A 23,955-nucleotide genomic window follows, 5' to 3' on the forward strand; every position below is an offset into this window, starting at 1 on the left:
TCCATATCGTGCCCCGCTGCCATTTCTAGCAGGTTCCAATTGCTCACTTCCATCCCCGTTACCGAGATGTCGCCCCGCTGCTCCACCTGTGCGATGGGACAGTTGTGCCTTCCGGTTGGCATGTCGCAGCAAGACCTTGCCAAGATCGACACGCTGGTGCAGGAACGCATCCGCGTGCACAAGGGGGAAACCCTTTACCGCATGGGCGACCCGCTCACCGCGGTCTACGCCATCCGCTTCGGTACGCTCAAGACGCATGTCACCACCGAAGACGGACGCTCGCAGATTACCGGGTTCCACCTGCCCGGTGAAATCGTCGGCCTCGACGGCCTGGGCGAGATGCAGCATGCATCCGATGCCACCGCGCTCGAAGATACCGAGGTATGCGTGGTTCGCATGAACGATCTGCAGACGCTGTCGGCCGACCTGCCTTCGCTGCAGCAACAGTTCCTGCGCCTGATGGGCAAGGAAATCACGCACGACCAGCTGATGCTGGTCACGCTCGGCTCGATGCGCGCCGAGGAACGCCTGGCCGCCTTCCTGATCAATTTGTCGGAGCGGCTGTCGGCGCGCGGTTATTCGGCGTCCGAGTTCGTGATGCGCATGAGCCGGGAAGAGATCGGCAGCTACCTCGGGCTGAAGCTCGAGACCGTCAGCCGCCTGTTCTCGCGCTTTGCCGAGGCCGGGCTGATCCAGATCCGCCAGCGGCATGTCAAGCTGATCGACATCGACGGCATCAAGCAACTCTACAGCCGTAGCTGCTGAGCCACCGCGGCGTCGCCGCGCCGCCTGCGGCGCCGGCAACGCGGTGGTCCCTCCCTATTCCAGTTCGTCCGTATCCGCCAGCCGCGTCGGCATGGTGTACAGCGTCAGGCCGCTGGACAACGCACAGAACACCCACGCCAGCAGGAAGCCGACGGTATAGACCGACTCGCGCGACGATTCGATCGGATGGCCGAAGAATTTCAGGTCACCCGGATCGACGACGGAAAAAACCGTCGCCGTCGCCAGGCCCGCCATCAGGAAGCCCGGCCACAGCACCCACATCAGCCAGCGCAACCTCATGGCTGCCTCGCTGCCGCTGACTTGGGCGCCACCGCTTCAGCCTTCTCGACCACGAGACCATGCCGCGTCGAGCCCTGCACGGGCATGTCGGGATGCGCCGATGCCAGCCAGATCGTCACGCCGCACGCCACCATGGCCACCAGCGGACCGGCCATCAGCAGCCACGGCCACGGTTCCTTCCACCACGGATTGCCTTGCAGACTCATCTTGCCCCCTTCGTCCTGGCGACTACGTCAGAGTCGCCTAGCTTCACAAATCGCGCGGCACGATAAAACTGGTGGATTGCCGGATTTCGGCATGCCCCTGCTCCGTGCCTTCGCTCGTTACCGTTACGTTGATCTTGTGCGTGCCCTGCCTGGCGGCCTCGATCGGCACGCGGATGCGGATCGGCAGCAGCCGGTTGGAGGTCGGCGCCAGCGATTCGGCCTGCTTGTCGTATTCGACCGTCAGGTCCTTCAGTTCATCGCTGTCGGCGTGCACACGGATCTGCATCGGCGCTTCGGTGGTGTTGATCAGCTGCAGCCGATAGACGTTCTCGATCCAGCGCCCTTCCACCTCCCGGCCCAGCGCACCGCGGTCGCGGATGATGTCGACCTTCAGCGTCGTGCGCAGCATGATCGACGCCACGAATCCCGCCAGCAGCGCCGCCCAGATCACCGAGTAGATGATGACGCGCGGGCGCATCAGGCGCTTGCGTGATGCCGCGGCGGACAGTCCCTTGCGCATCGCGTTTTCCGAGGTGTACCGGATCAGCCCGCGCGGGTAGTCCATCTTGTCCATGACCTGGTTGCAGGCGTCGATGCAGGCGCCGCAGCCGATGCACTCGTACTGCAGGCCATCGCGGATGTCGATGCCGGTCGGACACACCTGCACGCAGATGCTGCAGTTGACGCAATCACCAAGCCCGGCCTGGTGGTGGTCGGTCTTGCGCGAGCGACTGCCGCGCGGCTCGCCGCGGCCGACGTCATAGGTCACGACATAGGTGTCGCGGTCCACCATCACGCTCTGGAAACGCGCGTAGGGGCACATGTACTTGCACACCTGCTCGCGCATGAAGCCTGCGTTGCCCCAGGTGGCGAACGCATAGAACAGCATCCAGAACGCCTGCCAGGGACCCAGCGACAGCGCCAGCACCTCGCCGCCCAGTTCGCGGATCGGCGCAAAGTAGCCGATGAAGGTGAAGCCGGTCCACAGTGCGATCAGCACCCACAGGAAATGCTTGGTTGCCTTGAGGCGCAGCTTGCGCAGGCTCCACGGATCCCCGTCGAGGCGGATACGCGCGATGCGGTCGCCTTCGACCCGCCGCTCGATCCACATGAAGATCTCGGTGTAGACCGTTTGCGGGCACGCGTAGCCGCAGAACAGCCGCCCCGCGATCGCCGTGAACAGGAACAGCGCCAGCGCGGAGATGACCAGCAGCACCGCCAGGTAGATGACGTCCTGCGGCCACAGCACCAGGCCGAAGATATAGAACTTGCGCTCGCCAAGGTCAAACAGCACGGCCTGGCGTCCATTCCACTGGAGCCAGGGCGTGCCGTAGTAGATCAGCTGGGTCAGGATCACCAGCCAGACCCGCCAGCTGGAGAACGCGCCCTTCACCGAGCGCGGATAGATTTTGCGGCGGACCTCGTAAAGGGTTTCTTCCGAGGTCTCGCCCGGCGCAGCGGCCGACCGTTGCAGGTCGGCCGCCCGGGCCATTTCTTCGGTCCCGGGCGCATTCATGGGCGAGTTCTCCCGCGAGCCTCGAGCGCTCGCTCACATGAGTCGTCGATCATTGCCCGGCTCCGCCTCCCGTATTGGACAACCCCCACACATAGGCCGTCAGCATGCGGATGCGTTCGGGCGTCAGGATTTCCTCGTGTGCTGGCATATGGTTGTTGTGACCCTTCAGGATGGCCTCGACGATGCTGGCTTCCGAGCTGCCATAGAGCCAGACGTTGTCCGACAGGTTCGGCGCACCGAGGGCCTGGTTGCCCTTGCCGCCGGCGCCATGGCAGGCCACGCAGGTGGTCTTGAACGCGCCTTCGCCGCGCGATACGCGGATCGGGTCCGACGAAAGCCCGGACAGCGAGCGCACATACTGCGCCACGTCGCCCGCCTGCTTGGCATCGATGGTCGCGCCAAACGGCGGCATCACGCCGTTGCGGCCCTTGGTGATGGTCTGGCTGATTGTCTCGGGCTCGCCGCCGTACAACCAGTCGTTATCGGTCAGGTTGGGGAAGCCCCGGCTGCCGCGCGCATCCGAGCCATGGCACTGCGCACAGTAGTTCAGGAACAGGCGCTGGCCAATCTCGCGCGCCTGCGGGTCCGCCGCCACCTGCTTGACGTCCATCTTCAGGTACTTGCCGTAGATCTCGTTCTGCATGCGTTCCTGCTCCGCCCGGTGCGCGGCCAGTTCGCTCTGCGTGGAGAACTTCAGCACGCCGGCGTACGAGCCCAGGCCGGGATACAGCACGAGGTAAGCGAGGCCGAAAATGCAGGCCAGCAGGAACATCCACATCCACCAGCGCGGCAGCGGGTTGTTCAGTTCACGCAGGTCGCCGTCCCAGACATGGCCCGTATCTTCCGTGCCACCGGGGGTCTTGGTGATCTTGCGTTGTGAAAACAGCAGCCATACGCACCAGACGATGCCGATGAGCGCGATGGCGGCAATGTAGTAACTCCAGAAATCGGAAATGAAATCGCTCATGGCTAGGTGTTCCGGCTCGATGTTGTCGTAGTTTCGTCAGGCAGCGCGAACGGCAGCATGGCGGATTCGCGGTTGGCGGCCTGGCGGCCGGCGGACCAGGCCCACCAGCAGATGCCGAGGAAGACGACCATCGACACGACGGTCGCGATGGCGGTGATCATGGCCATGGCTTACTCCTTCGGCGCCGCTGCGGCGGCATCGACGCGCACGTTGCGGCGGTTGGTGCCGAGGCCCTGCAGGTAGGCAACCAGCGCGTCTTCCTCGGTCTTGCCTTTCAGCTCGTCCGGAGCCTTGGCGATTTCGGCGTCGGTGTACGGCACGCCCAGCTTGACCAGGGCGCGCATGCGCGCCTGGATATCGTTGGTGGGCAGCTCGGCCTTCTCCAGCCAGGGGTACGACGGCATCACGGATTCCGGCACCACGTCGCGCGGGTTGCGCAGGTGGATGCGCTGCCAGTCGTCGGAGTAGCGTCCGCCCACGCGCGCCAGGTCGGGGCCGGTACGCTTGGAGCCCCACAGGAACGGATGGTCGTAGACCGATTCGCCGGCGGTGGAGTAATGACCGTAGCGCTCGGTCTCGGCCTGCAGCGTACGCACCTGCTGCGAGTGGCAGCCGACGCAGCCTTCGCGGATATAGATATCGCGCCCCATCAGCCGCAGCGGCGAATACGGCGTGATGCCCGGATCCGGCTCGGTGGTGGAGTGCTGGAAGAACAGCGGCACGATCTGGACCAGACCTGCGATGCTGACCACGAGGATCGTGCAGATGATCAGCCAGCCGATGTTCTTCTCCAGCGTTTCGTGGGAAAAGAAGCGTTGTTTATCGGACATCTTTCTATCCTGGATTGATCAGTGGGCAGAGGCGGCGATGCTGGCCGGAATCGGCGCATCCACGGCAGGCTTGCCGACGATGGTCTTGGCGATGTTGTAAGCCATCAGCAGCATGCCGGACAGGAAGCACATGCCACCCAGCAGGCGAATCAGATAGAACGGGTACTTGGCCTTGACCGCCTCGACGAAGGCGTAGGTCAGCGTGCCGTCCGGCTGCGTGGCGCGCCACATCAGGCCTTCCATCACACCCGCGATCCACATCGAGGCGATATACAGCACCACGCCGATGGTCGCGATCCAGAAGTGCCATTCGATCAGGCGTACGCTGTACATCTGCTTCTCGCCAAACAGCCGCGGGATCAGGTAGTAGAGCGAACCGATGGAGATCATCGCGACCCAGCCCAGCGCGCCGGAGTGCACGTGACCGATGGTCCAGTCGGTGTAGTGCGACAGCGCGTTGACGGTCTTGATCGACATCATCGAGCCTTCGAACGTGGACATGCCGTAGAACGACAGCGCCACCACCAGGAACTTCAGGATCGGGTCGGTGCGCAGCTTGTGCCAGGCGCCCGACAGGGTCATGATGCCGTTGATCATGCCGCCCCAGGAAGGCGCCAGCAGGATCAGCGAGAACACCATGCCCAGCGACTGCGCCCAGTCCGGCAGCGCGGTGTACTGCAGGTGGTGCGGGCCGGCCCACATGTAGGTGAAGTTCAGCGCCCAGAAGTGGACGATGGACAGGCGGTAGGAAAAGATCGGGCGCTCGGCCTGCTTGGGAATGAAGTAGTACATCATCCCCAGGAAGCTGGTGGTCAGGAAAAAGCCGACCGCGTTATGGCCGTACCACCACTGGATCATCGCGTCCTGCACGCCGGCGTAGGCGGAATAGGACTTCCACAGCGACACCGGCATCTCGATGTTGTTGACGATGTGCAGCAGCGCGATGGTCAGGATGTAGGCGCCGAAGAACCAGTTGGCGACGTAGATATGTCGGGTCTTGCGCTTGACGATGGTGCCGAAGAACACGATGGCGTAGGCCACCCAGACCGCGGTGATCAGCAGATCGATGGGCCATTCGAGTTCGGCGTATTCCTTGGAGCTGGTGATGCCCAGCGGCAGCGTGATGGCGGCGGCGACGATGACCAGTTGCCAGCCCCAGAACGTGAACGCGGCCAGCGGGCCGCAGAACAGGCGCGCCTGGCAGGTGCGCTGGACCACGTAGTAGGACGTGGCGAACAGCGCGCTGCCGCCGAAGGCGAAGATCACCGCATTGGTATGCAGCGGACGCAGCCGGCCGAACGACAGCCAGGGTGTATTGAAATTGAGTTCGGGCCAGATCAGCTGTGCTGCCAGCAGCACGCCGACGGCCATGCCGACGATCCCCCAGACTACCGTCATGACAGCGAACTGTCTTACGACGCCGTAATTGAAGGTGTCGACGCGTGAAGACGCGGCAGTGACATCCATTCAGACCCCCAAAGCTTAGAGAAAATAAAAAACCTACTGACAGTGTGACTTTAGAAAAACCATGCCGCGGGTGCGTTGATCTTTATCAAGCCGCTCCGGGCACGTCTTGAACCTGCGCGCGTGGCTCCGGTCCGAGGCACGCGCCGCGGGCTCACGGCTTGTCGTTGTCGAGCAGGATCGATTCGGCAGGCCGGTCCAGGTCGTCGTACTGCCCGGCATGAAGCGCCCACCACAGCGCGCCCGCGATGACCACCACGAGCACCAGGCTCATCGGCACCAGCAGGTAAAGCGTTTCCATCGTCAGGCTCCCTTGTGCCGGGGCTTGCCAGCGCGCAGCAGGCGCCAGGCATTGGCGACTACCAGCAGCGACGACAATGACATGCCGATGCCGGCCATCCAGGCCGTGACGAGGCCCGTCGCCGCCAGCGGAATGGCAACCACGTTGTAGAAGAAGGCCCAGCCCAGGTTCTGGCGCACCACCCGGCGCGTCTGGCGCGACACGGCCAGCGCCGTCGCGATCTCGGCCACGCCGCCGTGCGTCAGCACCGCGTCGGCGCCGGCCTGGGCCAGCGGCGCGCCGCTGCCGATGGCAATCGACACCTGCGCCCGCGCCAGCACCGGCGCGTCGTTGATGCCGTCGCCGACCGCCAGTACCACGGCCCCGCCCTGCTGCAGTCGCGCCACGTAGTCGCGCTTGCCTTCGGGCGTGACCTCGCCGGCGATGCACTCGATGCCGAAGTGCGCGGCCCACCAGTGCACCGCCGCCATGTTGTCGCCCGATACCAGGTGGCAGCGCACCCCCAGTTCATGCAGGCGCGCGAGCAGCATCGGCGTTTCCTGGCGTTCGACGTCGGCCAGGACGAAGCGCGCCAGCGGGCCGGACTCGGCGCCGAGCCAGACCACCGTGGCGCCGGGATGCGTCAGGTCGCCGGCAGCGGCCGGCGCAGGTTGGCCAGCGCCGCCCAGCGCAAAGACAAAATCGGCACGGCCGAGGCGCAGGCGGTGGCCCGCGACCACCGCCTCGAGGCCGTGGCCGGGCACGTTGCGCATGTCGCTGACCTGCAGCGGCAGGCCGGCGGGATCCTGCGCCGCCGACACCAGCGCGCGCGCGATCGGATGCTCGCCGCCGCGCTCCATCGCCGCGGCCAGGGCCAGGCATCGGGCTGAATTGGCGTCTCCCAGCGGCTCGACCGCCGCCACGGCAAAGCGGCCCTCGGTCAGCGTGCCGGTCTTGTCGAGCACCACGTCGGTGACGCGGGCGAGTGTTTCGAGCGCGTGGCCGCGCGCCAGCAGCACGCCACGCCGCGACAGCGCCGCGCCGGCCGCGGCCAGTGCCGCCGGCGTGGCCAGCGACAACGCGCACGGGCAGCTGACCACCAGCACCGCGATGGTCACCAGCAAGGCCCGCGACGGATCGATCCAGAGGCCCCAGACCATGCCGGTCAGTGCCGCCAGCAACAGCAGCGTCGCCACGAACCAGCCCGCGACGCGGTCGGCCAGCGTGGCCAGGCGCGGCTTCTCGGCCAGCGCGCGGTCCAGCACCGCGACGATTTCGGCCAGGCGGGTGCCGGCGCCGACGCGGGTCACGCGCAGTTCCAGCGGGCTGGCGGTATTGAAGCTGCCGGCCAGCACGGTGTCGCCGGCGCAGCGGCGCACCGGGCGGCTTTCGCCGGTCAGCATGGATTCATCGAGTTCGCTGGTGCCCGAAGTCACTGCGCCATCCGCCGGGACGATCTCGCCCGCCTTGACGCGGATCAGGTCGCCCGCGCGCAGGCGCGCCACCGGGATGCGCTCGCCCGCCGCGCCGGCCGCGGCCAGCCGCTCGCACGTGGCGGGTAACTGGCGCGCCAGCATTTCGGCACCGCTGCGCGAGGCCTGCCGCACGCGCAGTTCCAGGTAGCGGGCCAGCAGCAGGAACGCGACGAACATCGTCACCGAATCGAAATAGACCTCGCCCACGCCACGCACCGTGGCCAGCGCACTGGCGGCAAAGCCCGCCGCGACGCCGATCGCCACCGGCACGTCCATGCCCATATGGCGCTGGCGCAGGCTGCGCCAGGCGCCGGCAAAGATTGGCGAGGCGGCGTAGCACACCACCGGCAAGGTCAGCGCGAAGCTGGCCCAGCGCATCAGCTGCAGCTGGCCGGGATCGATGGTGGCCTCGTGGGTGTAGATCGGCCACGCGTACATCATCACCTGCATCATGCCGAGCATGGCCACTGCCATGCGCATCAGCAGGCCGCGGCGCGCGCGGCGGTCCTGCTGGTCGGTGCGCGAGACCTCGAAGGGCCAGGCCATGTAGCCGATGCCGGCCAGCGCCGCCAGCAGCCCGGAGACCGTCTGGGCGCCGTCGCGCCAGCGCACCACCACGCGCCGCGTGGCGACGTTGGCCACTGCGGACTCGACGCCCGGCTGGCGGCTGAGATGCTGTTCGATCAGCCAGGCGCAGGCGGCGCAGCGGATGTTCTCGGGAGCCAGCGTGATCTCGGCGCGGCCGCCGTCGAGCGGGCGGACAAACTGCGCGCGCAGTTCCGGGGCATCGTAGGCGTCCCAGATCGGCTCGGCTTCGCGCCGGGCCTTGTCGTCGATGGGCCGGGCGAAGCGGGCCTGGTCGCCGTACAGGTGCGCAAAGCCGGCGGCATGGAGGGTCTGCGCCAGGGCCTGGCAACCGCCGCAGCAGAATACGCGGCGGCTGCCGTCTAGGTCGGCGGCGAGCGGTTCGGCATCGGTGACCGGCAAACCGCAATGGAAGCAGGCCAGCGGTGAGGCGGCGTCGCGCGCGGCCGTGTCCGCGCCATCGCGCCCGACGGGCGGCGGCGGCAGGACAGATCGTGGCGCCAGCAAGCTGGCGGAAGGACTGGTGGCTGGGGGCGGCGACATGGGAAGCTTTTTTTACCCAGTCGAGGATATAGGCCGCCCCCCGATTCCAACTTGATATAGATCAAGGCGGCCCGGCTATGGTTGCGCCGGGCCTGAAATACCGCTCAGGTGAGCGTCGTATCCATGGTGCGGCGCTCGGATTCCAGGTACTCGCGCGACTGCATCTCGATGATGCGGGACACGGTGCGATGGAATTCGTTGGCCATCTGGCCTTCGGTATAGAGTTCGTCGGCCGGCACTTCCGCCGACATCAGCAACTTGACCTTGTGGTCGTAGAAGACGTCGATCAGCCAGGTAAAGCGGCGCGCCTCGGACGACATGCGCGGCGTCATGCGCGGCACGTCGGACAGGATCACCGTATGAAATTGCGAGGCCAGTTCCAGGTAGTCGTTCTGCGAGCGCGGGCCACCGCACAGCGTGGCAAAGTCGAACCAGACCACCCCGTTGGCCTTGCGCAGCGAGCGCAGTTCGCGGTGCTCGATATGCAGCAGCGGGGACTCGTCGGCCACGCCGGCAATGGAAGTGAACGCATCCCGCAGCGCCGAGTTGGCCTTGGCGTCCAGCGGGGTGTGGTAGGCCTGCACCTGTTCCAGCGCGCGCTTGCGGTAGTCGATGCCGGCATCGACATTGAGCACGTCCAGCTTCTGCTGCAGCAGCGCGATGGCGGGCAGCACGCGGTCGCGGTGCAAGCCATCTGTGTATAGCAGGTCGGGCCGGTAGTTTGAGGTCATCACGAACTGCACGCCGTTGTCGAACAGCTGCTGCAGCAGGCGATGCAGGATCATCGCGTCGGCGACGTCGCTGACATGGAATTCATCGAAGCAGATCAGGCGAAAACGGCGCGCAATGCGCTTGGCCAGTTCGTCGAGGGGGTCGGGACGGCCACGCAGTTCTTCCAGCTGGCGATGCACCTCGCGCATGAATTCATGGAAATGCAGCCGCGTCTTGCGCACCACCGGCACGCAGGTATAGAAGCTGTCCATCAGGAACGACTTGCCGCGCCCCACCCCGCCCCACATATAAACGCCCTGCGGCACATCCGGGCGCACCAGCAGCTTTTTCAGCGCGTTATTGCGGCGCCCCTTGTAGGCGACCCATTCGTCGTAGCACTGCTGCAGCCGGGCCACGGCGCGCAGCTGGGCCTCGTCGGACTGGTAGCCGCGCTCCTTCAGTTCCTTCTCGTAGTACTCGGTGACGTTCATGCTAGGGGCTCACGCGGCACGGGCCGCAAGTGAAAACGGCGCGCCGCAGAACGGCGCGCCGGTACTCAGGCAGCGGCGGACATGCGCCTCACATATTGAGTTGACGCTTGTCGACGGCCAGCGCGGCTTCGCGCATGACTTCCGACATCGACGGGTGCGGATGGCAGACGCGGCCGATATCTTCGCTGGCGGCCTTGAACTCCATCGCCACCACGGCTTCGGCGATCAGATCCGAGGCGTTGGCGGCAACGATGTGCACGCCGAGGATCTCGTCGGTCTTGGCATCCGCCAGCATCTTGACGAAGCCGTCGGCATGGCCCATGCCCAGCGCACGGCCGTTGGCCATGAACGGGAACTGGCCGGCCTTGAACTCGCGGCCTTCGGCCTTGAGCTGGGCTTCGGTCTTACCGACCCATGCGATTTCCGGGAAGGTGTAGATCACCCACGGCACGCAGTTGTAGTCGATATGCGGCTTCTGGCCGGCGATGCGTTCGGCCACGGCCACGCCCTCGTCCTCGGCCTTGTGCGCCAGCATCGGGCCGCGCACCACGTCGCCGATGGCCCACAGGCCCGGCACCTTGGTGGCGCAGTGGTCGTCCACCTCGATGAAGCCGCGCTGGTCGGCCGCCAGGCCGACCGCGTCCAGGCCCAGGTTGTCGGTGTTGGGCACGCGGCCGACCGACACGATCAGGCGGTCGACTTCCAGGGTCTGGGCCTTGCCATCCTTGTCGGTGTACTTGACCGTCACGCCCTTCTTGCCGGTGGTGACTTCGTCGACCTTCACGCCGAGGCTGAACTTCAGGCCCTGCTTGGTCAGCTGCTTCTGCGCTTCCTTGGCCACGCCTTCGTCGGCGGCGCCCAGGAAGGCGGGCAGCGCTTCCAGCACGGTCACGTCGGCACCCAGGCGGCGCCACACCGAGCCCAGCTCGAGGCCGATCACGCCGGCGCCGATCACGCCCAGCTTCTTCGGCACCGACGCGAACTTCAGTGCGCCTTCGTTATCGCTGACCAGGTCGTTGTCGACGGTGATGCCGGGCAGGTGGCGAGCCTTCGAGCCGGTGGCGATGATGACCTGCTTGGCGGTCACGACTTCGCCGGCGATCTCGACCTGGAAGCCTTCGGCGCTCTTGCCGACGAACTTGCCGTAGCCCTTGAGCAGCGTCACCTTGTTCTTGCGGAACAGGAACTCGATGCCCTTGGTCATCTTGCCGACGATATCGTCCTTGCGCTTGAGCATCTTGGCCACGTCGACCTTGACGTCGCCGACGGTGATGCCGTGGTCGCCCAGGTGGTGCTGGACGTTCTCGAACTCTTCCGAGGAAGCCAGCAGCGCCTTGGAGGGGATGCAGCCCACGTTCAGGCAGGTGCCGCCCAGGCGCGGTTCGTTCTTGGGGTCGTCGTAGGCGTTGCCTTCGCAGCAGGCCACGTTCAGGCCCAGCTGGCCGGCGCGGATCGCGGCGATATAGCCGCCGGGGCCGGCACCGATCACCAGCACGTCGAATTGTTTGCTCATGGAAATTCCTTTGTGGGCGCCGGCAGCCTGTGCCGGCGCGCCTTCAACACGGGGAGCGTGCCCCGCGCGGCAGGCGCGCGGGGGGACCGGTTCTTACAGGTCCAGCAGCAGGCGGGCCGGATCTTCCAGCGCGTCCTTCATGGCGACCAGGCCCAGCACGGCTTCGCGGCCGTCGATGATGCGGTGGTCGTAGGACATCGCCAGGTAGTTCATCGGGCGGATCACGATCTGGCCGTCTTCCACCACCGGGCGGTCCTTGGTGGCGTGCACGCCCAGGATGGCCGACTGCGGCGGGTTGATGATCGGGGTCGACAGCATCGAGCCGAACACGCCGCCGTTGGAGATCGAGAAGGTGCCGCCGCTCAGCTCTTCCAGCGACAGCTTGCCATCACGGGCCTTGACGCCGAACTCGGCGATCTTCTTCTCGATGTCGGCCAGGCTCATCTGGTCGGCGTTGCGCAGGATCGGCACCACCAGGCCACGCGGCGAACCGACGGCGATACCGATGTCGAAGTAACCGTGGTAGACGATGTCGTTGCCGTCGATCGAGGCGTTGATCAGCGGGAACTTCTTCAGCGCGTGCACCGCGGCCTTGACGAAGAACGACATGAAGCCCAGCTTCACGCCGTGTTCCTTCTCGAAGCGGTCCTTGTACTTGTTGCGCAGGTCCATCACCGGCTTCATGTTCACTTCATTGAAGGTGGTGAGGATGGCGTTGGTGGCTTGCGACTGCAGCAGGCGCTCGGCGATACGGGCACGCAGGCGGCTCATCGGCACGCGCTCTTCCGGGCGGTCGCCCAGCGCGGCGAAGTCGACCGGAGCGGAAACCTGCTGCATGGCCGGCTTGGCCGCGGCCGGGGCTGCCTTGGCGGCCGGAGCGGCGGCGGCGGCGATCGCGTCGCCCTTGGTGATGCGGCCGTCCTTGCCGGTGCCGGCAACCTGGCCAGCCGACAAACCGGCTTCGGCCATCAGCTTGGCGGCCGACGGCATCGCCACGGCGCCGGCGGCGGCCGGAGCGGCAGCAGCGGCCGGGGCCGGCGCGGCGGCAGCCGGAGCCGGTGCAGCAGCGGCCGGGGCGGCGGCGCCAGCGGTGGCTTCGGTGTCGATCTTGGCGATGATTTCATCGGCCACGACGGTGTCGCCATCGTTCTTGACGATGATCGACAGCACGCCGGCCGACGGGGCCGGCACTTCCAGCACGACCTTGTCGGTTTCGATTTCGATCAGGATCTCGTCCTGGGCAACGGCTTCGCCTGGCTTCTTCTTCCAGTTGAGCATGGTCGCTTCGGCGACCGATTCGGAGAGTTGCGGAACCTTGACGTCAACGATAGCCATGGTGGTGAATTCCTCGTGTTATGCGTGTTGTCGTGATGCTGGCGATGCCACGCGGCGCCTGCGCGCGCCGCCGTGGCAGCCACTGATTACTTGGTCAGAACAAAGCCCTTGAGCTTGCCGAAAGCCGCGTCGAGCAGCGCTTTCTGTTGCTCGTTGTGCTTTGCGTAGTAGCCCACCGCCGGCGAAGCCGAGGCGGGGCGACCGGCATAACCGAGCTTCTGGCCGTCCGTCATGTTTTCCATGATGTAGTGCTGCACGAAGAACCAGGCGCCCTGGTTCTGCGGCTCGTCCTGGCACCACAGGATCTCGTTGGCGTTCGGGTACTTCTTCAGTTCCGCCGCCAGCGCCTTGTGCGGGAACGGGTACAGCTGTTCGAGGCGGATGATGGCGGTGTCGTTGGCCTCGCGTTCCTTGCGCGTGTTGACCAGGTCGTAATAGACCTTGCCCGAGCACATGATGACGCGCTTGACCTTGCCGGCGTTGAGCTCTTCGTGGTCGGGGATGACCGTTTCGAAGTGGCCCTTGGCCAGGTCGGACAGCGGCGAAACGGCGTCCTTGTTACGCAGCAGCGACTTCGGCGTCATGATCACCAGCGGCTTGCGGAACAGGCGGATCATCTGGCGGCGCAGCAGGTGGAAGATCTGGGCCGGCGTGGTCGGCTGGCAGACCTGCATGTTGTGGTCCGCGCAGAGCTGCAGAAAACGCTCGATACGGGCCGAGCTGTGTTCCGGACCCTGGCCTTCGTAACCGTGCGGCAGCATCAGCGTCAGGCCCGAGGCGCGGCCCCACTTCACTTCACCCGACGAGATGAACTGGTCGATCACCACCTGGGCGCCGTTGACGAAGTCGCCGAACTGGGCTTCCCAGATCACCAGCGCGTTCGGTTCGGCGGCCGAGTAGCCGTATTCGAAGCCGAGCACGGCTTCTTCCGACAGCACCGAGTCGATCACCGTGAACGGAGCCTGGTTTTCCGACACGTTCTGCAGCGGCACATACGAGCCGGCATCCCAGCGCTCGCGCGCCTGGTCGTGCAGCACGGCGTGGCGGTGGGTGAAGGTGCCACGCCCGGCGTCCTGGCCGGTGATACGCACCGGATAGCCCGACGACACCAGCGAGGCAAAAGCCAGGTGCTCGCCCATGCCCCAGTCCAGCGGCTGGTCGCCACGGCCCATGTTGGCGCGGTCCTTGACGACCTTCTCGACCAGCGGGTGCAGCTTCAGCGTCTCGGGCGTGGTGGTGATACGTTCGGCCAGGCGCTTCAGTTCGGTCACCGGCACGGCGGTGTCGGCGGCGTCGGTCCACTTGCGGTTCAGGAACGGCATCCAGTCGACGGCGAACTTGTTCTTGAAGTTCGACAGCACCGGATCGGCGGTGTGCTTGCCGGCGTCCATCGCGGCGCGGTATTCCTTGACCTTCTGGTCGCCGAAGTCGGCCGGAACCAGGTTCTGCGCGGCCAGCTTGTCGGCGTACAGCTTGCGCGTGCCGGGGTGCTGGGCGATCTTCTTGTACATCAGCGGCTGCGTGACCGCCGGGGTGTCCTGCTCGTTATGGCCCAGCTTGCGGAAGCAGATGATGTCGACCACGACATCCTTGTTGAACTCCATGCGGAAGTCCACGGCCAGCTGCATGGCGTACACCACGGCTTCGGGATCGTCGCCGTTCACGTGCAGCACCGGCGCCTCGATCATCTTGACCACGTCCGTGCAGTACAGCGTCGAACGCGCGTCGCGCGGGTCCGAGGTGGTGAAGCCGATCTGGTTGTTGATGACGATGTGCATCGAGCCGCCCGTGCCGTAGCCGCGGGTCTGCGCAAGGTTCAGCGTCTCCATCACCACGCCCTGGCCGGCAAAGGCCGCGTCGCCGTGCACCTGCACCGGCAGCACTTCCTTGTGGCCGACTTCGCCGCGGCGTTCCTGGCGGGCCTTGGCCGAGCCTTCGACCACCGGGTTGACGATTTCCAGGTGCGACGGGTTGAACGCCAGCGACAGGTGGACCGGGCCGCCTTCGGTCGAGACGTCGCTCGAGAAGCCCTTGTGGTACTTGACGTCGCCAGCCGGCAGGTCATCGACGTGCTTGCCTTCGAACTCGGCGAACAGGTCGGCGGGCATCTTGCCCAGGGTGTTGACCAGCACGTTCAGGCGGCCGCGGTGGGCCATGCCGATCACGATTTCCTGCACGCCCTTGCTGCCGGCGTGCTGGATCAGCTCGTCCATGGCAGCGATGAAGCTCTCGCCGCCTTCCAGCGAGAAGCGCTTCTGGCCGACATACTTGGTGTGCAGGAAGCGCTCCAGGCCTTCGGCCGCGGTCAGGCGGTCAAGGATGTGCTTCTTCTTTTCCAGCGTGAACACCGGCTTGGAACGCGTGGTTTCCAGGCGCTCCTGCCACCAGCGCTTCTGCGCCTGGTCGCTCACGTACATGAATTCGAAGCCGATGGTGCCGCAATACGTTTCGCGCAGGTTGTTGAGCAGCTCGCGCAGGCTCATCGACTCCTTGCCGAAGTAGGTATTGCTGGCGTTGAAGACGATATCGAGATCGGCTTCGGAAAAACCGTAGAAGGCCGGGTCCAGATCCGGCAGGGGCGGACGCTCCTGGCGCTTGAGCGGGTCCAGGTCAGCCCAGTGCGAACCGATGTTGCGGTAGGCGGCTATCAGCTGCGTGGCAGCGACGCGCTTGCGGCCCATGTCGGAATCGGCCGATGCAACGATGGTGCGGATGGGGCCTTGCTTGGCGCGCTCGGCGAACGAGGCAACGATGGGAGCGTGGGCGATATCCCGGCCGTTCGAGCCGTCGACGGCGGGAACGTTCTGCATCGCGTCGAAGTACGCGCGCCAATTATCGGGAACCGAGGCGGGATTCTGGAGATAGGCTTCGTACAGTTCTTCGACATAGGGGGCGTTACCGCCGAAGAGGTACGAATTGCTCTGATACTGCTGCATCATGGGACGCTCACTTTTCTCCGGGTCTGCCGGAGTTCAGCGGGTTATTCAACCTTCCGCGACACGGCTTGACCGGTTAGCGGATCGCAAACAACTCTTGGGGGCCAAAGGAGGCACTTACGCAAACGGCACCACCAGGGTGCCGCATGTGCTGGCCGCCTCACAAGGCCCGAAAGGGCAAGTTGTGCGGGGAAGGACCTTAAGTCTTCACGGCGGTAAGAATAGCACGGATTGCGTTTGATCAATGTGGACTTTTCGCGATACGAAACACAGCCGCGCGACAATTCCAACCGCGTTCAGCAAATTCGCAACAGCCGCACAACAATTTGAATCAGGGCACGATCCGGTCGACTGCGTCGGTGATCACCCCATCGAGCCCCCATTCCAGCAACTGCGCCGCTCGCGCCGGATCGTTGACGGTGTAGGCGAGGACGCGCAGGCCGGCCGCATGTGCGGTGGCGATCACGCCGGCATCCAGCTCGCGGTGGTTGGCATCGAGCGCGACGCAGCCGAGCCGGCGCACCCGCTCCAGCCAGTCACCGGGCAGGTGGTCGAGCAGCAGCGCGCGCGGCAGGTCGGGCGCGGCGCGCGCCGCGGCGGCAAGGGCCTCTTCCGAAAACGAGGACAGCAGCGGCGGCACTTCGGCGCCGGCCCACAGCGACTGCGCGTCGATGGCCACCGCGGCGCCGGTGCGTGCATCGGTGCCGGGCACCGGCTTGATCTCGATATTGACCAGGAAGCCGTTGGCGCGGGTGTAGCGCGCGATCGCCGCCAGCGTCGGCACCGGCTCGCCGGCAAAGGCCGGGCCGTGCCAGCTGCCGGCGTCGAGCAGCGCCAGTTCGCCCAGCGTCAGCGCATCCACCCTGCCCTGGCCGCTGGTGGTGCGCTCCAGGGTGGCGTCATGCATCAGCACCGGCTTGCCGTCGGCCGACAGCTTCACGTCGAACTCGAACATGCGATAGCCAAAGCCCGCGCCGTGTCGGAACGCCGCCAGCGTGTTCTCCGGCGCCAGCTTGCCGGCGCCGCGGTGCGCGATATGGCTGGGATAGCGCCAGGCGTTGTCGGTTGTGGTGGTCATGTCAGGCCTCGATGCGCTTGCCGGTGTCCGGCGCAAAGAAATGCAGGTGCTCGGCCGACGAGGTCACCGGCAGGCGATCGCCGGCACGCACGCGCGCATGGCTGTCCAGCCGCACCACCACCGCCTGCCCGCCGAGCGAGCCGTAGGCGAAGGAGTCCGCGCCCAGCGCCTCGACCACCCGCACATCGACCTCGGCGATCGCTTCATGCGCGGCGCACGGCTCGATATGCTCCGGACGCAGCCCCAGCAGCGCCTGTGCCGGCAGGTGCAGCCCCATCGGCAGGTGACCCAGCGTGGCATTGGCGGCTTCACCCTCCTTCGCCACCACGCGCATCTGCGCGCCAGCGTCGCCGCCGGCATTGCGCGCCACCGGGATCAGGTTCATCGGCGGCGAGCCGATAAAGCCGGCCACGAAGGTGCTGGCCGGTTTTGAATAGACTTCCAGCGGCGTACCGATCTGCTCGACCCGTCCGGCGTTGAGCACCATCATGCGGTCGGCCAGCGTCATCGCCTCGACCTGGTCGTGGGTCACATAGAGGCTGGTGGTGCCCAGGCGCCGGTGCAATTCCTTCAGTTCCAGCCGCATCTGCACGCGCAGCTTGGCGTCGAGGTTGGACAGCGGCTCGTCGAACAGGAATACCGCCGGCTCGCGCACGATGGCACGACCCATGGCGACGCGCTGGCGCTGCCCGCCCGAGAGCTGGCGCGGCTTGCGCTCGAGCAGCGGCGCCAGCTCGAGAATGCCGGCGGCGTGGTTGACGCGCTGCGCGATCTCGGCCTTGCCCATGCCGCGGATCTTGAGGCCGTAGGCCATGTTGTCGTACACGCTCATATGCGGATAGAGCGCGTAGTTCTGGAACACCATGGCGATGTCGCGCTCGGCCGGCTCCAGCTGGTTGACCACCTTGTCGCCGATATCGATCTCGCCGCCGGTGATGGTTTCCAGCCCGGCCACCATGCGCAGCAGCGTGGACTTGCCGCAGCCCGAGGGCCCGACGATGACGATGAACTCGCCGTCGGCGATCTCCATGTCGATGCCATGCACGACCTGGGCGCCGCCGGCGTAGGTTTTCTGAACGTTGCGTAGTGACAGTTTTGCCATTGTGTTCCGCTTATTTCTCGGTTTCGACCAGGCCCTTGACGAACCACTTCTGCATCAGCACCACCACCACCGCGGGCGGGATCATCGCCAGCATCACCGTGGCCATCACCAGGTTCCAGTCGGTGGCGGCATCGCCCGAGCGCGAGATCATCTGCGTCACGCCCACCACTACCGGCGTCATCGACTTCTGCGTGGTGATCAGCAGCGGCCACAGGTACTGGTTCCAGCCGTAGATGAACTGGATCACGAACAGCGCGGCGATGCTGGTGCGCGACAGCGGCAGCACCACGTCCCAGAAAAAACGCAGCGGCCCGGCGCCGTCGATGCGCGCCGCTTCAGCGAGTTCATCGGGAATCGTCAGGAAGAACTGGCGGAACAGGAAGGTCGCGGTCGCCGACGCGATGATCGGAATGGTCAGCCCGAAGTAGCTGTCGAGCAGCCCCAGGTCCGACACCACCTTGTAGGTTGGCAGGATGCGCACCTCCACCGGCAGCATCAGCGTGATGAAGATCAGCCAGAAGAAGGTCTTGCGCAGCGGAAACTTGAAGTAGACGATGGCAAAGGCCGAAATGATCGAGATCGCGATCTTGCCCAGCGCAATGCCGAGCGCCATGATCAGGCTGTTTTTCATCATGGTCGAGACCGGCGACGCGGCCTCGCCCACGCCCTGGAACAGCACGGTGCGATAGTTGTCGATCAGGTGGCTGCCGGGGATCAGCGTCATCGGCGCGTCGAGCACCTCTTCGGCGGTCAGCGTCGAGGCGACGAAGGTCAGGTACACCGGAAACACCACGATGACGATGCCCAGGATCAGCACCGCGTGGGTCAGGAAATCGAGAAAGGGACGACGTTCTACCATGGGCTGTCTCCGTCAGTACTGGACCTTGCGTTCCACGTAGCGGAACTGCACCACGGTCAGCGCGATCACGATCACCATCAGCACCACCGACTGCGCTGCCGAGCCGCCGATGTCCATGCCGCGGAAGCCGTCATGGAAGACCTTGTAGACCAGCGTGTTGGTCGAGTTGAACGGCCCGCCGTGCGTGACCGCATCGATGATGGCGAAGGTGTCGAAGAACGCGTAGACCACGTTGATCACCATCAGGAAGAAGGTGGTCGGCGACAGCAGCGGGAACACGATCGACCAGAAGCGGCGCCACGGGCCCGCGCCGTCGATGGCGGCGGCCTCGATCAGCGAGCGCGGAATGCTTTGCAGCCCGGCCAGGAAAAACAGGAAGTTATAGCTGATCTGCTTCCAGGCCGCGGCCAGCACCACCAGCAGCAGGGCCTGGTTGCCATTGAGCAGGAAGTTCCATTCGACGCCGAGCTTGCGCAGCGCAAACGACACCACGCCCAGGGTCGGGTTGAACATGAACATCCACAGCACGCCCGCCACCGCCGGCGCCACCGCATACGGCCAGATCAGCAGGGTCTTGTAGCCCACCGCGCCGCGGATCACGCGGTCGGCAAAATAGGCCAGCGCCAGCGCGGTGGTCAGCCCCACCACGGTCACGCCCACCGCAAAGATGGCGGTGACCTGGAACGACTCGACATAGAGCGGGTCGTTCCACAGCATGCGGAAGTTGTCCAGGCCGACGAACTCCAGGTTGATGCCGAAGGCATCCTGCTGCAGCATCGACTGGTACAAGGCCTGCCCGGCGGGCAGGAAAAAGAAGATCAGCGTGATCGCGATCTGCGGCAATACCAGCAGATACGGCAGCCACGGCGAACGGAACACGACGCGTTTTTCCATGAACGGATTCCGGCGGATGCCGCGGATGGCGGCATCGGACTAGGTATGAAGTGGCGGGCGGCCCCGATCGGTGCCGGCCACAAAGCAAGCGGGCGGAGGTTTCGCCGCCGCCCGCCTGTCACGTCAGCCTGCTGGCAAGATGCGGCGCCCTATTCGCGCGCGGTCTTCTGGAAGCGCTCCAGCAAGTCGTTGCCGCGTGCCACCGCCGAGTCCAGCGCCGCCTTGGGCTCCTTCTTGCCGGCCCAGACAGCTTCCAGCTCCTCGTCGACCACGGTGCGGATCTGCACCATATTGCCCAGGCGCACGCCGCGCGACTTGTCGGTGGTCTTGACCACCATCTGCTGCACCGAGACGTCGGCGCCGGGGTTCTTGTCGTAGTAGCCCGATTTCTTGGTGGCCTCGTAGGCGGCCATGGTCACCGGCAGGTAGCCGGTGGCCTGGTGCCAGTCAGACTGGATCTCGGGGCGCGACAGGTAATTGAAGAACTTGGCGACGCCCTTGTACTCTTCAGGCTTCTTGCCACCCATCACCCACAGCGACGCGCCGCCGATGATGGTGTTCTGCGGCGCGCCCTGCACGTCCGGGTAGTACGGCAGCTGCGCCACCGCGAACGCGAACTTGGCGTTCTTGCGGATATTGGCCAGCGACGCCGACGAGCCGGTGAACATGGCGCATTCGCCGTTGTAGAACTTGGCCTGCGATTCGGCCTTGCGCCCGCCATAGCTGAAGTAGCCCTTCTTCACCATGTCCTGCAGGTTGGTGACGTGCTTGACGTGCAGCGGGCTGTTGAAGACCAGGCGCGTATCGGTGCCGCCGAAGCCGTTGTTCTTGGTGGCGTACAGCGTGTTGTGCCAGGCCGAGAAGCTTTCCAGGTGGACCCAGCCCTGCCAATCGGTGGTGTAGGCGCAGTTGGTGCCCGAGGCCTTGAGCTTGGCCGAGTACTGCATCACCTCGGGCCAGGTCTTGGGCGGCTTTTCCGGATCCAGGCCGGCCTTCTTGAAGGCGTCCTTGTTGTAGTAGAACACCGTGGTCGAGCTGTTGAACGGGAACGACAGCATCTCGCCCTTGGACGAGGTGTAGTAGCCCGCCACGGCGGGGATGTAGGCCTTCTGGTCGAACTTCTCGCCGGCGTCCTTCATCACCGTCGATACCGGCTTGATCGCGCCCTTGGCGCTCATCATGGTGGCGGTGCCGACCTCGAACACCTGCAGGATCGCCGGCGCGCCGCCGGCGCGGAAGGCGGCGATGCCCGCCGCCATGGTCTCGTCGTAATTGCCCTTGTTGACCGGTACCACCTTGTATTCGGACTGGCTGGCGTTGAACTTGTTGGCGATCTCGTTCACCTTGTCGTTCAGCGCGCCCTGCATGGCGTGCCACCACTGGATTTCAACGGCGGCGTGCGCGCTGCCGGCCCCGGTCAGGGCGGCCAGCGCGGCGAGTTGGAGCACGGTACGGGATACGGACATCGGGGCTCTCCTTGGGTCTGTCTGTTGCAGTCGGTTGAAAATCCGACAGCATGTGATTTTTTTGTGACAGCGGCATGTTACGCCCGTCGCACCTGCGCAAGCAAATCAGCAGATTCACCAGTATGGCCGGCTCGCGGCTTTTTGCAGTGCAATAAACGAATTTGGCCGCAGATCCACGGTTACAATGGCCCGCCATGCAAACCCTGAACAAGCTCTCTAATACGGCGCTGCGCAACGTGCGCGGCGTGCTGACCGACATCGACGGCACCCTGACCACCGACGGCCGGCTGCCGGCCTCGACCTACCTCGCCCTCGACGGCCTGCGCCGGGCCGGCCTGCATGTGATCCCGGTGACCGGGCGCTGCATCGCGTGGGCCGAGATTCTGACGCGGCTGTGGCCGGTCGACGCCATCATCGGCGAGAACGGCGCGTTCTATTCGCACCTGCACAACGGGCGGCTGCAGACCCGCTTTCTCGACGATGCGGCCACGCGCGCGCGCAACCTGGAGCGCATCCACGCATTGGGCCAGCGCATCGTGCGCGAGGTGCCCGGGTGCGCGCTGGCGTCCGACCAGGCCTGGCACGCCGCCGACCTCGCCATCGACCACGCCGAGGACGTGGTGCCCCTCCCTGAGGACGCCGTCGGGCGCATCGCGGCGCTGATGCGCGAGGCCGGCATGACTGCCACGGTCAGCTCCATCCATGTCAACGGCTGGTTCGGCCAGCATGACAAGCTGTCGATGAGCAAGCTGTGCGTGGCCGAGCTGCTGGGCGAGGACGTCGATGCGCGGCGCGACCAGTGGCTGTTTATCGGCGACTCGGCCAACGATGCCTCGATGTTTGCGCATTTCCCGCTGTCGGTGGGCGTGGCCAATGTGCGCGATATCCTGCCGCAGCTGCCGGTGCCGCCGGCCTACATCACCGCGGCCGCGGGCGGCGAGGGTTTTGCGGAGATGGCGCAGCGGCTGGTCGAAGCGCGCGGCTGAATCCCACCCGCAAAAGAAAAACCGGCCGGGATATCCCGGCCGGTTTTTCTTTGCCTTGCGCACGCGCGGCTCAGTCGAAGCCCAGTTCCTGCAGCTTGCGCGTGATGGTGTTGCGCCCGATCCCGAGCCTTGTCGCAGCTTCGACGCGGCGGCCGCGGGTGACGCCCAGCGCGGCTTCCAGCACCGCTTTTTCGAACCGGCGCGTCAGCAGGTCCATCACTTCGGGCTGGCCGGCTTCCAGCATGGCGCGCGCCTCGGCGGCGAGCAGGCTTTCCCATCCGGCGGCCGCCGATGCCTGCACCGGAGCCTGGGCCACCGCTGCGGCCGGCGCAGCCCGGACCGCCGTGGCCGTATCGGCTTCGGCCACCGGCACCGCAAACCCGCCATAGTCGGCCAGTTCCTGGGCGCCTTCATACTCGGCCACGCGCGGGTCGGGCGTGCGCTCCGGCCGCGGCGCATTGACCGGCTCGCTGGTGCCCGCTTCCAGCATCTCGCGCGGCAGGTCCTTGACCTCGATGGTCTGTGCCGGCGCCATCACGGTGAGCCAGTTGCAGAGGTTTTCAAGCTGGCGCACGTTGCCCGGGAACGGCAGCGTGCTGACATAGGCCAGCGCCTCGTCCGACATGCGCTTGGGCTCGACGCCGAGTTCCTTGGCGCTCTTCTGCAGGAAATGGCGCGCCAGCAGCGTGATGTCCTCCGGCCGCTCGCGCAGCGGCGGCAGGCGCAGCCGGATCACGTTCAGGCGGTGGAACAAGTCCTCGCGGAACAGCCCTTCCTTGACGCGCAGCTCCAGGTTCTGGTGCGTGGCGGCAATCACGCGCACATTGGCACGCAAGGGGTTATGACCGCCGACGCGATAGAAGTTGCCGTCGGACAGCACGCGCAGCAGCCGCGTCTGCAGGTCGAACGGCATGTCGCCGATTTCGTCGAGAAACAACGTGCCGCCCTCGGCCTGCTCGAAGCGCCCGCGCCGCATGGTCTGGGCGCCGGTAAAGGCGCCACGCTCGTGGCCGAACAGTTCGGACTCGAGCAGGTCCTTGGGTATCGCCGCGGTATTGAGCGCGATAAACGGGCCGTTGGCGCGCGGGCTGTGCTTGTGCAGCGCGCGCGCCACCAGTTCCTTGCCGGTACCGGACTCGCCGGTGATCATCACCGTGACGTTGGATTGCGACAGCCGGCCGATGGCGCGGAACACGTCCTGCATCGCCGGCGCCTGGCCGAGGATCTCGGGCGCGTCGACCAGGCGGTCGTCCATTTCTTCCTCGCGCAGGCTTTCTTCCAGCGCGCGGCGGATCAGCTCGACCGCCTTGTCGACATCGAAGGGCTTGGCCAGGTATTCGAAGGCGCCGCCCTGGAACGCTGCTACCGCGCTGTCCAGGTCCGAATATGCCGTCATCACGATGACCGGCAGGCCCGGATGCCGCGCCTTGATCGCCTGCAGCAGGTCCAGGCCCGAACCGCCGGGCATGCGGATATCCGATATCAGCACCTGCGGCTGGTCTTCCTCGAGCGCGGCCAGCGCGTCCCGCACATTGGTGAAGCTGCGCGAGAGCAGGCTTTCACGGGCGAGGGCCTTTTCCAGGACCCAGCGGATTGATTGATCGTCGTCGACTATCCAGATCGGCTTCATGTGCGTCGCTTGTCTGCTCGGTG

21 protein-coding genes are annotated in these 23,955 nt (G+C 65.7%); 2 read left to right on the forward strand and 19 right to left on the reverse strand.

Features of this window, described 5'->3' with window-relative positions:
- Positions 1-39: 39 nt before the first annotated feature.
- On the forward strand, positions 40-765 hold the full coding sequence (gene fnr, locus MKD38_RS12175) for a fumarate/nitrate reduction transcriptional regulator Fnr (protein ID WP_252677111.1): 726 nt from the start codon (positions 40-42) through the stop codon (positions 763-765).
- 54 nt (positions 766-819) lie between these two features.
- Here fnr and MKD38_RS12180 read toward each other — a convergent pair whose 3' ends face one another.
- The 18 genes from MKD38_RS12180 to ugpB form a co-directional block, all read right to left on the reverse strand.
- The gene (locus MKD38_RS12180) at positions 820-1,065 is read right to left on the reverse strand and encodes a hypothetical protein (protein WP_012353116.1); all 246 of its coding nucleotides are present in this window, start codon (positions 1,063-1,065) and stop codon (positions 820-822) included.
- Entirely contained in the window at positions 1,062-1,271 is a 210-nt protein-coding gene (locus MKD38_RS12185; RefSeq protein ID WP_252677113.1) for a FixH family protein, read from the reverse strand. Before MKD38_RS12185 ends, MKD38_RS12180 begins: the two co-directional genes overlap by 4 nt.
- A 43-nt stretch (positions 1,272-1,314) precedes the next feature.
- A complete protein-coding gene (gene ccoG, locus MKD38_RS12190) occupies positions 1,315-2,787 on the reverse strand; it encodes a cytochrome c oxidase accessory protein CcoG (protein WP_252677115.1) in 1,473 nt (490 codons plus the stop codon).
- Between the two features lie 49 nt (positions 2,788-2,836).
- On the reverse strand, positions 2,837-3,754 hold the full coding sequence (gene ccoP, locus MKD38_RS12195) for a cytochrome-c oxidase, cbb3-type subunit III (RefSeq protein ID WP_252677117.1): 918 nt from the start codon (positions 3,752-3,754) through the stop codon (positions 2,837-2,839).
- Positions 3,755-3,756: 2 nt separating this feature from the next.
- Positions 3,757-3,921 carry a cbb3-type cytochrome oxidase subunit 3 gene (locus MKD38_RS12200; RefSeq protein WP_010809472.1) on the reverse strand — a complete coding sequence of 55 codons (165 nt, stop codon included), beginning with the start codon at positions 3,919-3,921 and terminating at the stop codon, positions 3,757-3,759.
- A gap of 3 nt (positions 3,922-3,924) precedes the next feature.
- Positions 3,925-4,584, reverse strand: a complete 660-nt coding sequence (gene ccoO / locus MKD38_RS12205) for a cytochrome-c oxidase, cbb3-type subunit II (protein WP_252677119.1) — start codon at positions 4,582-4,584, stop codon at positions 3,925-3,927.
- Between the two features lie 18 nt (positions 4,585-4,602).
- Positions 4,603-6,051: a cytochrome-c oxidase, cbb3-type subunit I gene (gene ccoN / locus MKD38_RS12210; RefSeq protein ID WP_115709943.1), complete on the reverse strand. Its 1,449-nt coding sequence runs from the start codon at positions 6,049-6,051 to the stop codon at positions 4,603-4,605.
- 151 nt (positions 6,052-6,202) lie between these two features.
- Positions 6,203-6,349: a cbb3-type cytochrome oxidase assembly protein CcoS gene (ccoS, locus tag MKD38_RS12215; RefSeq protein ID WP_010809469.1), complete on the reverse strand. Its 147-nt coding sequence runs from the start codon at positions 6,347-6,349 to the stop codon at positions 6,203-6,205.
- A 2-nt stretch (positions 6,350-6,351) separates the two neighbouring features.
- Positions 6,352-8,931 (reverse strand): heavy metal translocating P-type ATPase, encoded by a 2,580-nt coding sequence (locus MKD38_RS12220; RefSeq protein WP_252677122.1) that lies wholly within the window; start codon positions 8,929-8,931, stop codon positions 6,352-6,354.
- Positions 8,932-9,035: 104 nt separating this feature from the next.
- Entirely contained in the window at positions 9,036-10,133 is a 1,098-nt protein-coding gene (gene zapE, locus MKD38_RS12225; protein WP_252677124.1) for a cell division protein ZapE, read from the reverse strand.
- An 88-nt stretch (positions 10,134-10,221) separates the two neighbouring features.
- The gene (gene lpdA / locus MKD38_RS12230; RefSeq protein WP_252677126.1) at positions 10,222-11,646 is read right to left on the reverse strand and encodes a dihydrolipoyl dehydrogenase; all 1,425 of its coding nucleotides are present in this window, start codon (positions 11,644-11,646) and stop codon (positions 10,222-10,224) included.
- Between the two features lie 93 nt (positions 11,647-11,739).
- A complete protein-coding gene (odhB, locus tag MKD38_RS12235) occupies positions 11,740-12,981 on the reverse strand; it encodes a 2-oxoglutarate dehydrogenase complex dihydrolipoyllysine-residue succinyltransferase (RefSeq protein ID WP_252677128.1) in 1,242 nt (413 codons plus the stop codon).
- Positions 12,982-13,067: 86 nt separating this feature from the next.
- Positions 13,068-15,920: a 2-oxoglutarate dehydrogenase E1 component gene (locus tag MKD38_RS12240; protein ID WP_252677130.1), complete on the reverse strand. Its 2,853-nt coding sequence runs from the start codon at positions 15,918-15,920 to the stop codon at positions 13,068-13,070.
- Between the two features lie 328 nt (positions 15,921-16,248).
- Entirely contained in the window at positions 16,249-16,995 is a 747-nt protein-coding gene (gene ugpQ / locus MKD38_RS12245) for a glycerophosphodiester phosphodiesterase (protein ID WP_252677132.1), read from the reverse strand.
- Position 16,996: 1 nt separating this feature from the next.
- Entirely contained in the window at positions 16,997-18,097 is a 1,101-nt protein-coding gene (locus tag MKD38_RS12250) for a sn-glycerol-3-phosphate import ATP-binding protein UgpC (RefSeq protein WP_252677134.1), read from the reverse strand.
- A 10-nt stretch (positions 18,098-18,107) separates the two neighbouring features.
- The gene (ugpE, locus tag MKD38_RS12255) at positions 18,108-18,956 is read right to left on the reverse strand and encodes a sn-glycerol-3-phosphate ABC transporter permease UgpE (protein WP_092309164.1); all 849 of its coding nucleotides are present in this window, start codon (positions 18,954-18,956) and stop codon (positions 18,108-18,110) included.
- Between the two features lie 12 nt (positions 18,957-18,968).
- Positions 18,969-19,850 carry a sn-glycerol-3-phosphate ABC transporter permease UgpA gene (gene ugpA / locus MKD38_RS12260; protein ID WP_062800547.1) on the reverse strand — a complete coding sequence of 294 codons (882 nt, stop codon included), beginning with the start codon at positions 19,848-19,850 and terminating at the stop codon, positions 18,969-18,971.
- A gap of 149 nt (positions 19,851-19,999) precedes the next feature.
- Positions 20,000-21,316: a sn-glycerol-3-phosphate ABC transporter substrate-binding protein UgpB gene (gene ugpB / locus MKD38_RS12265; protein ID WP_115703631.1), complete on the reverse strand. Its 1,317-nt coding sequence runs from the start codon at positions 21,314-21,316 to the stop codon at positions 20,000-20,002.
- 194 nt (positions 21,317-21,510) lie between these two features.
- Between ugpB and MKD38_RS12270 the strand changes: the two genes are divergently transcribed.
- Complete coding sequence (locus MKD38_RS12270; RefSeq protein ID WP_252677136.1) at positions 21,511-22,302, forward strand: HAD-IIB family hydrolase; 792 nt, start codon at positions 21,511-21,513, stop codon at positions 22,300-22,302.
- A gap of 70 nt (positions 22,303-22,372) precedes the next feature.
- Here the strand turns inward: MKD38_RS12270 and ntrC are convergent, their stop codons facing one another.
- On the reverse strand, positions 22,373-23,932 hold the full coding sequence (gene ntrC / locus MKD38_RS12275; RefSeq protein WP_252677139.1) for a nitrogen regulation protein NR(I): 1,560 nt from the start codon (positions 23,930-23,932) through the stop codon (positions 22,373-22,375).
- Positions 23,933-23,955 lie beyond the last annotated feature (23 nt).

It is taken from the genome of Cupriavidus sp. WGlv3 (genome assembly GCF_023952475.1).
GTDB lineage: Bacteria > Pseudomonadota > Gammaproteobacteria > Burkholderiales > Burkholderiaceae > Cupriavidus > Cupriavidus phytorum.

Bases quoted from the DNA above. Each gene is read 5' to 3' on its own strand.
- MKD38_RS12180 (WP_012353116.1), bottom strand. From the start codon at position 1,065: ATGAGGTTGCGCTGGCTGATGTGGGTGCTGTGGCCGGGCTTCCTGATG.
- MKD38_RS12185 (WP_252677113.1), bottom strand. From the start codon at position 1,271: ATGAGTCTGCAAGGCAATCCGTGGTGGAAGGAACCGTGGCCGTGGCTG.
- ccoG (WP_252677115.1), bottom strand. From the start codon at position 2,787: ATGAATGCGCCCGGGACCGAAGAAATGGCCCGGGCGGCCGACCTGCAA.
- ccoP (WP_252677117.1), bottom strand. From the start codon at position 3,754: ATGAGCGATTTCATTTCCGATTTCTGGAGTTACTACATTGCCGCCATC.
- MKD38_RS12200 (WP_010809472.1), bottom strand. From the start codon at position 3,921: ATGGCCATGATCACCGCCATCGCGACCGTCGTGTCGATGGTCGTCTTC.
- ccoO (WP_252677119.1), bottom strand. From the start codon at position 4,584: ATGTCCGATAAACAACGCTTCTTTTCCCACGAAACGCTGGAGAAGAAC.
- ccoN (WP_115709943.1), bottom strand. From the start codon at position 6,051: ATGGATGTCACTGCCGCGTCTTCACGCGTCGACACCTTCAATTACGGC.
- ccoS (WP_010809469.1), bottom strand. From the start codon at position 6,349: ATGGAAACGCTTTACCTGCTGGTGCCGATGAGCCTGGTGCTCGTGGTG.
- MKD38_RS12220 (WP_252677122.1), bottom strand. From the start codon at position 8,931: ATGTCGCCGCCCCCAGCCACCAGTCCTTCCGCCAGCTTGCTGGCGCCA.
- zapE (WP_252677124.1), bottom strand. From the start codon at position 10,133: ATGAACGTCACCGAGTACTACGAGAAGGAACTGAAGGAGCGCGGCTAC.
- lpdA (WP_252677126.1), bottom strand. From the start codon at position 11,646: ATGAGCAAACAATTCGACGTGCTGGTGATCGGTGCCGGCCCCGGCGGC.
- odhB (WP_252677128.1), bottom strand. From the start codon at position 12,981: ATGGCTATCGTTGACGTCAAGGTTCCGCAACTCTCCGAATCGGTCGCC.
- MKD38_RS12240 (WP_252677130.1), bottom strand. From the start codon at position 15,920: ATGATGCAGCAGTATCAGAGCAATTCGTACCTCTTCGGCGGTAACGCC.
- ugpQ (WP_252677132.1), bottom strand. From the start codon at position 16,995: ATGACCACCACAACCGACAACGCCTGGCGCTATCCCAGCCATATCGCG.
- MKD38_RS12250 (WP_252677134.1), bottom strand. From the start codon at position 18,097: ATGGCAAAACTGTCACTACGCAACGTTCAGAAAACCTACGCCGGCGGC.
- ugpE (WP_092309164.1), bottom strand. From the start codon at position 18,956: ATGGTAGAACGTCGTCCCTTTCTCGATTTCCTGACCCACGCGGTGCTG.
- ugpA (WP_062800547.1), bottom strand. From the start codon at position 19,850: ATGGAAAAACGCGTCGTGTTCCGTTCGCCGTGGCTGCCGTATCTGCTG.
- ugpB (WP_115703631.1), bottom strand. From the start codon at position 21,316: ATGTCCGTATCCCGTACCGTGCTCCAACTCGCCGCGCTGGCCGCCCTG.
- MKD38_RS12270 (WP_252677136.1), top strand. From the start codon at position 21,511: ATGCAAACCCTGAACAAGCTCTCTAATACGGCGCTGCGCAACGTGCGC.
- ntrC (WP_252677139.1), bottom strand. From the start codon at position 23,932: ATGAAGCCGATCTGGATAGTCGACGACGATCAATCAATCCGCTGGGTC.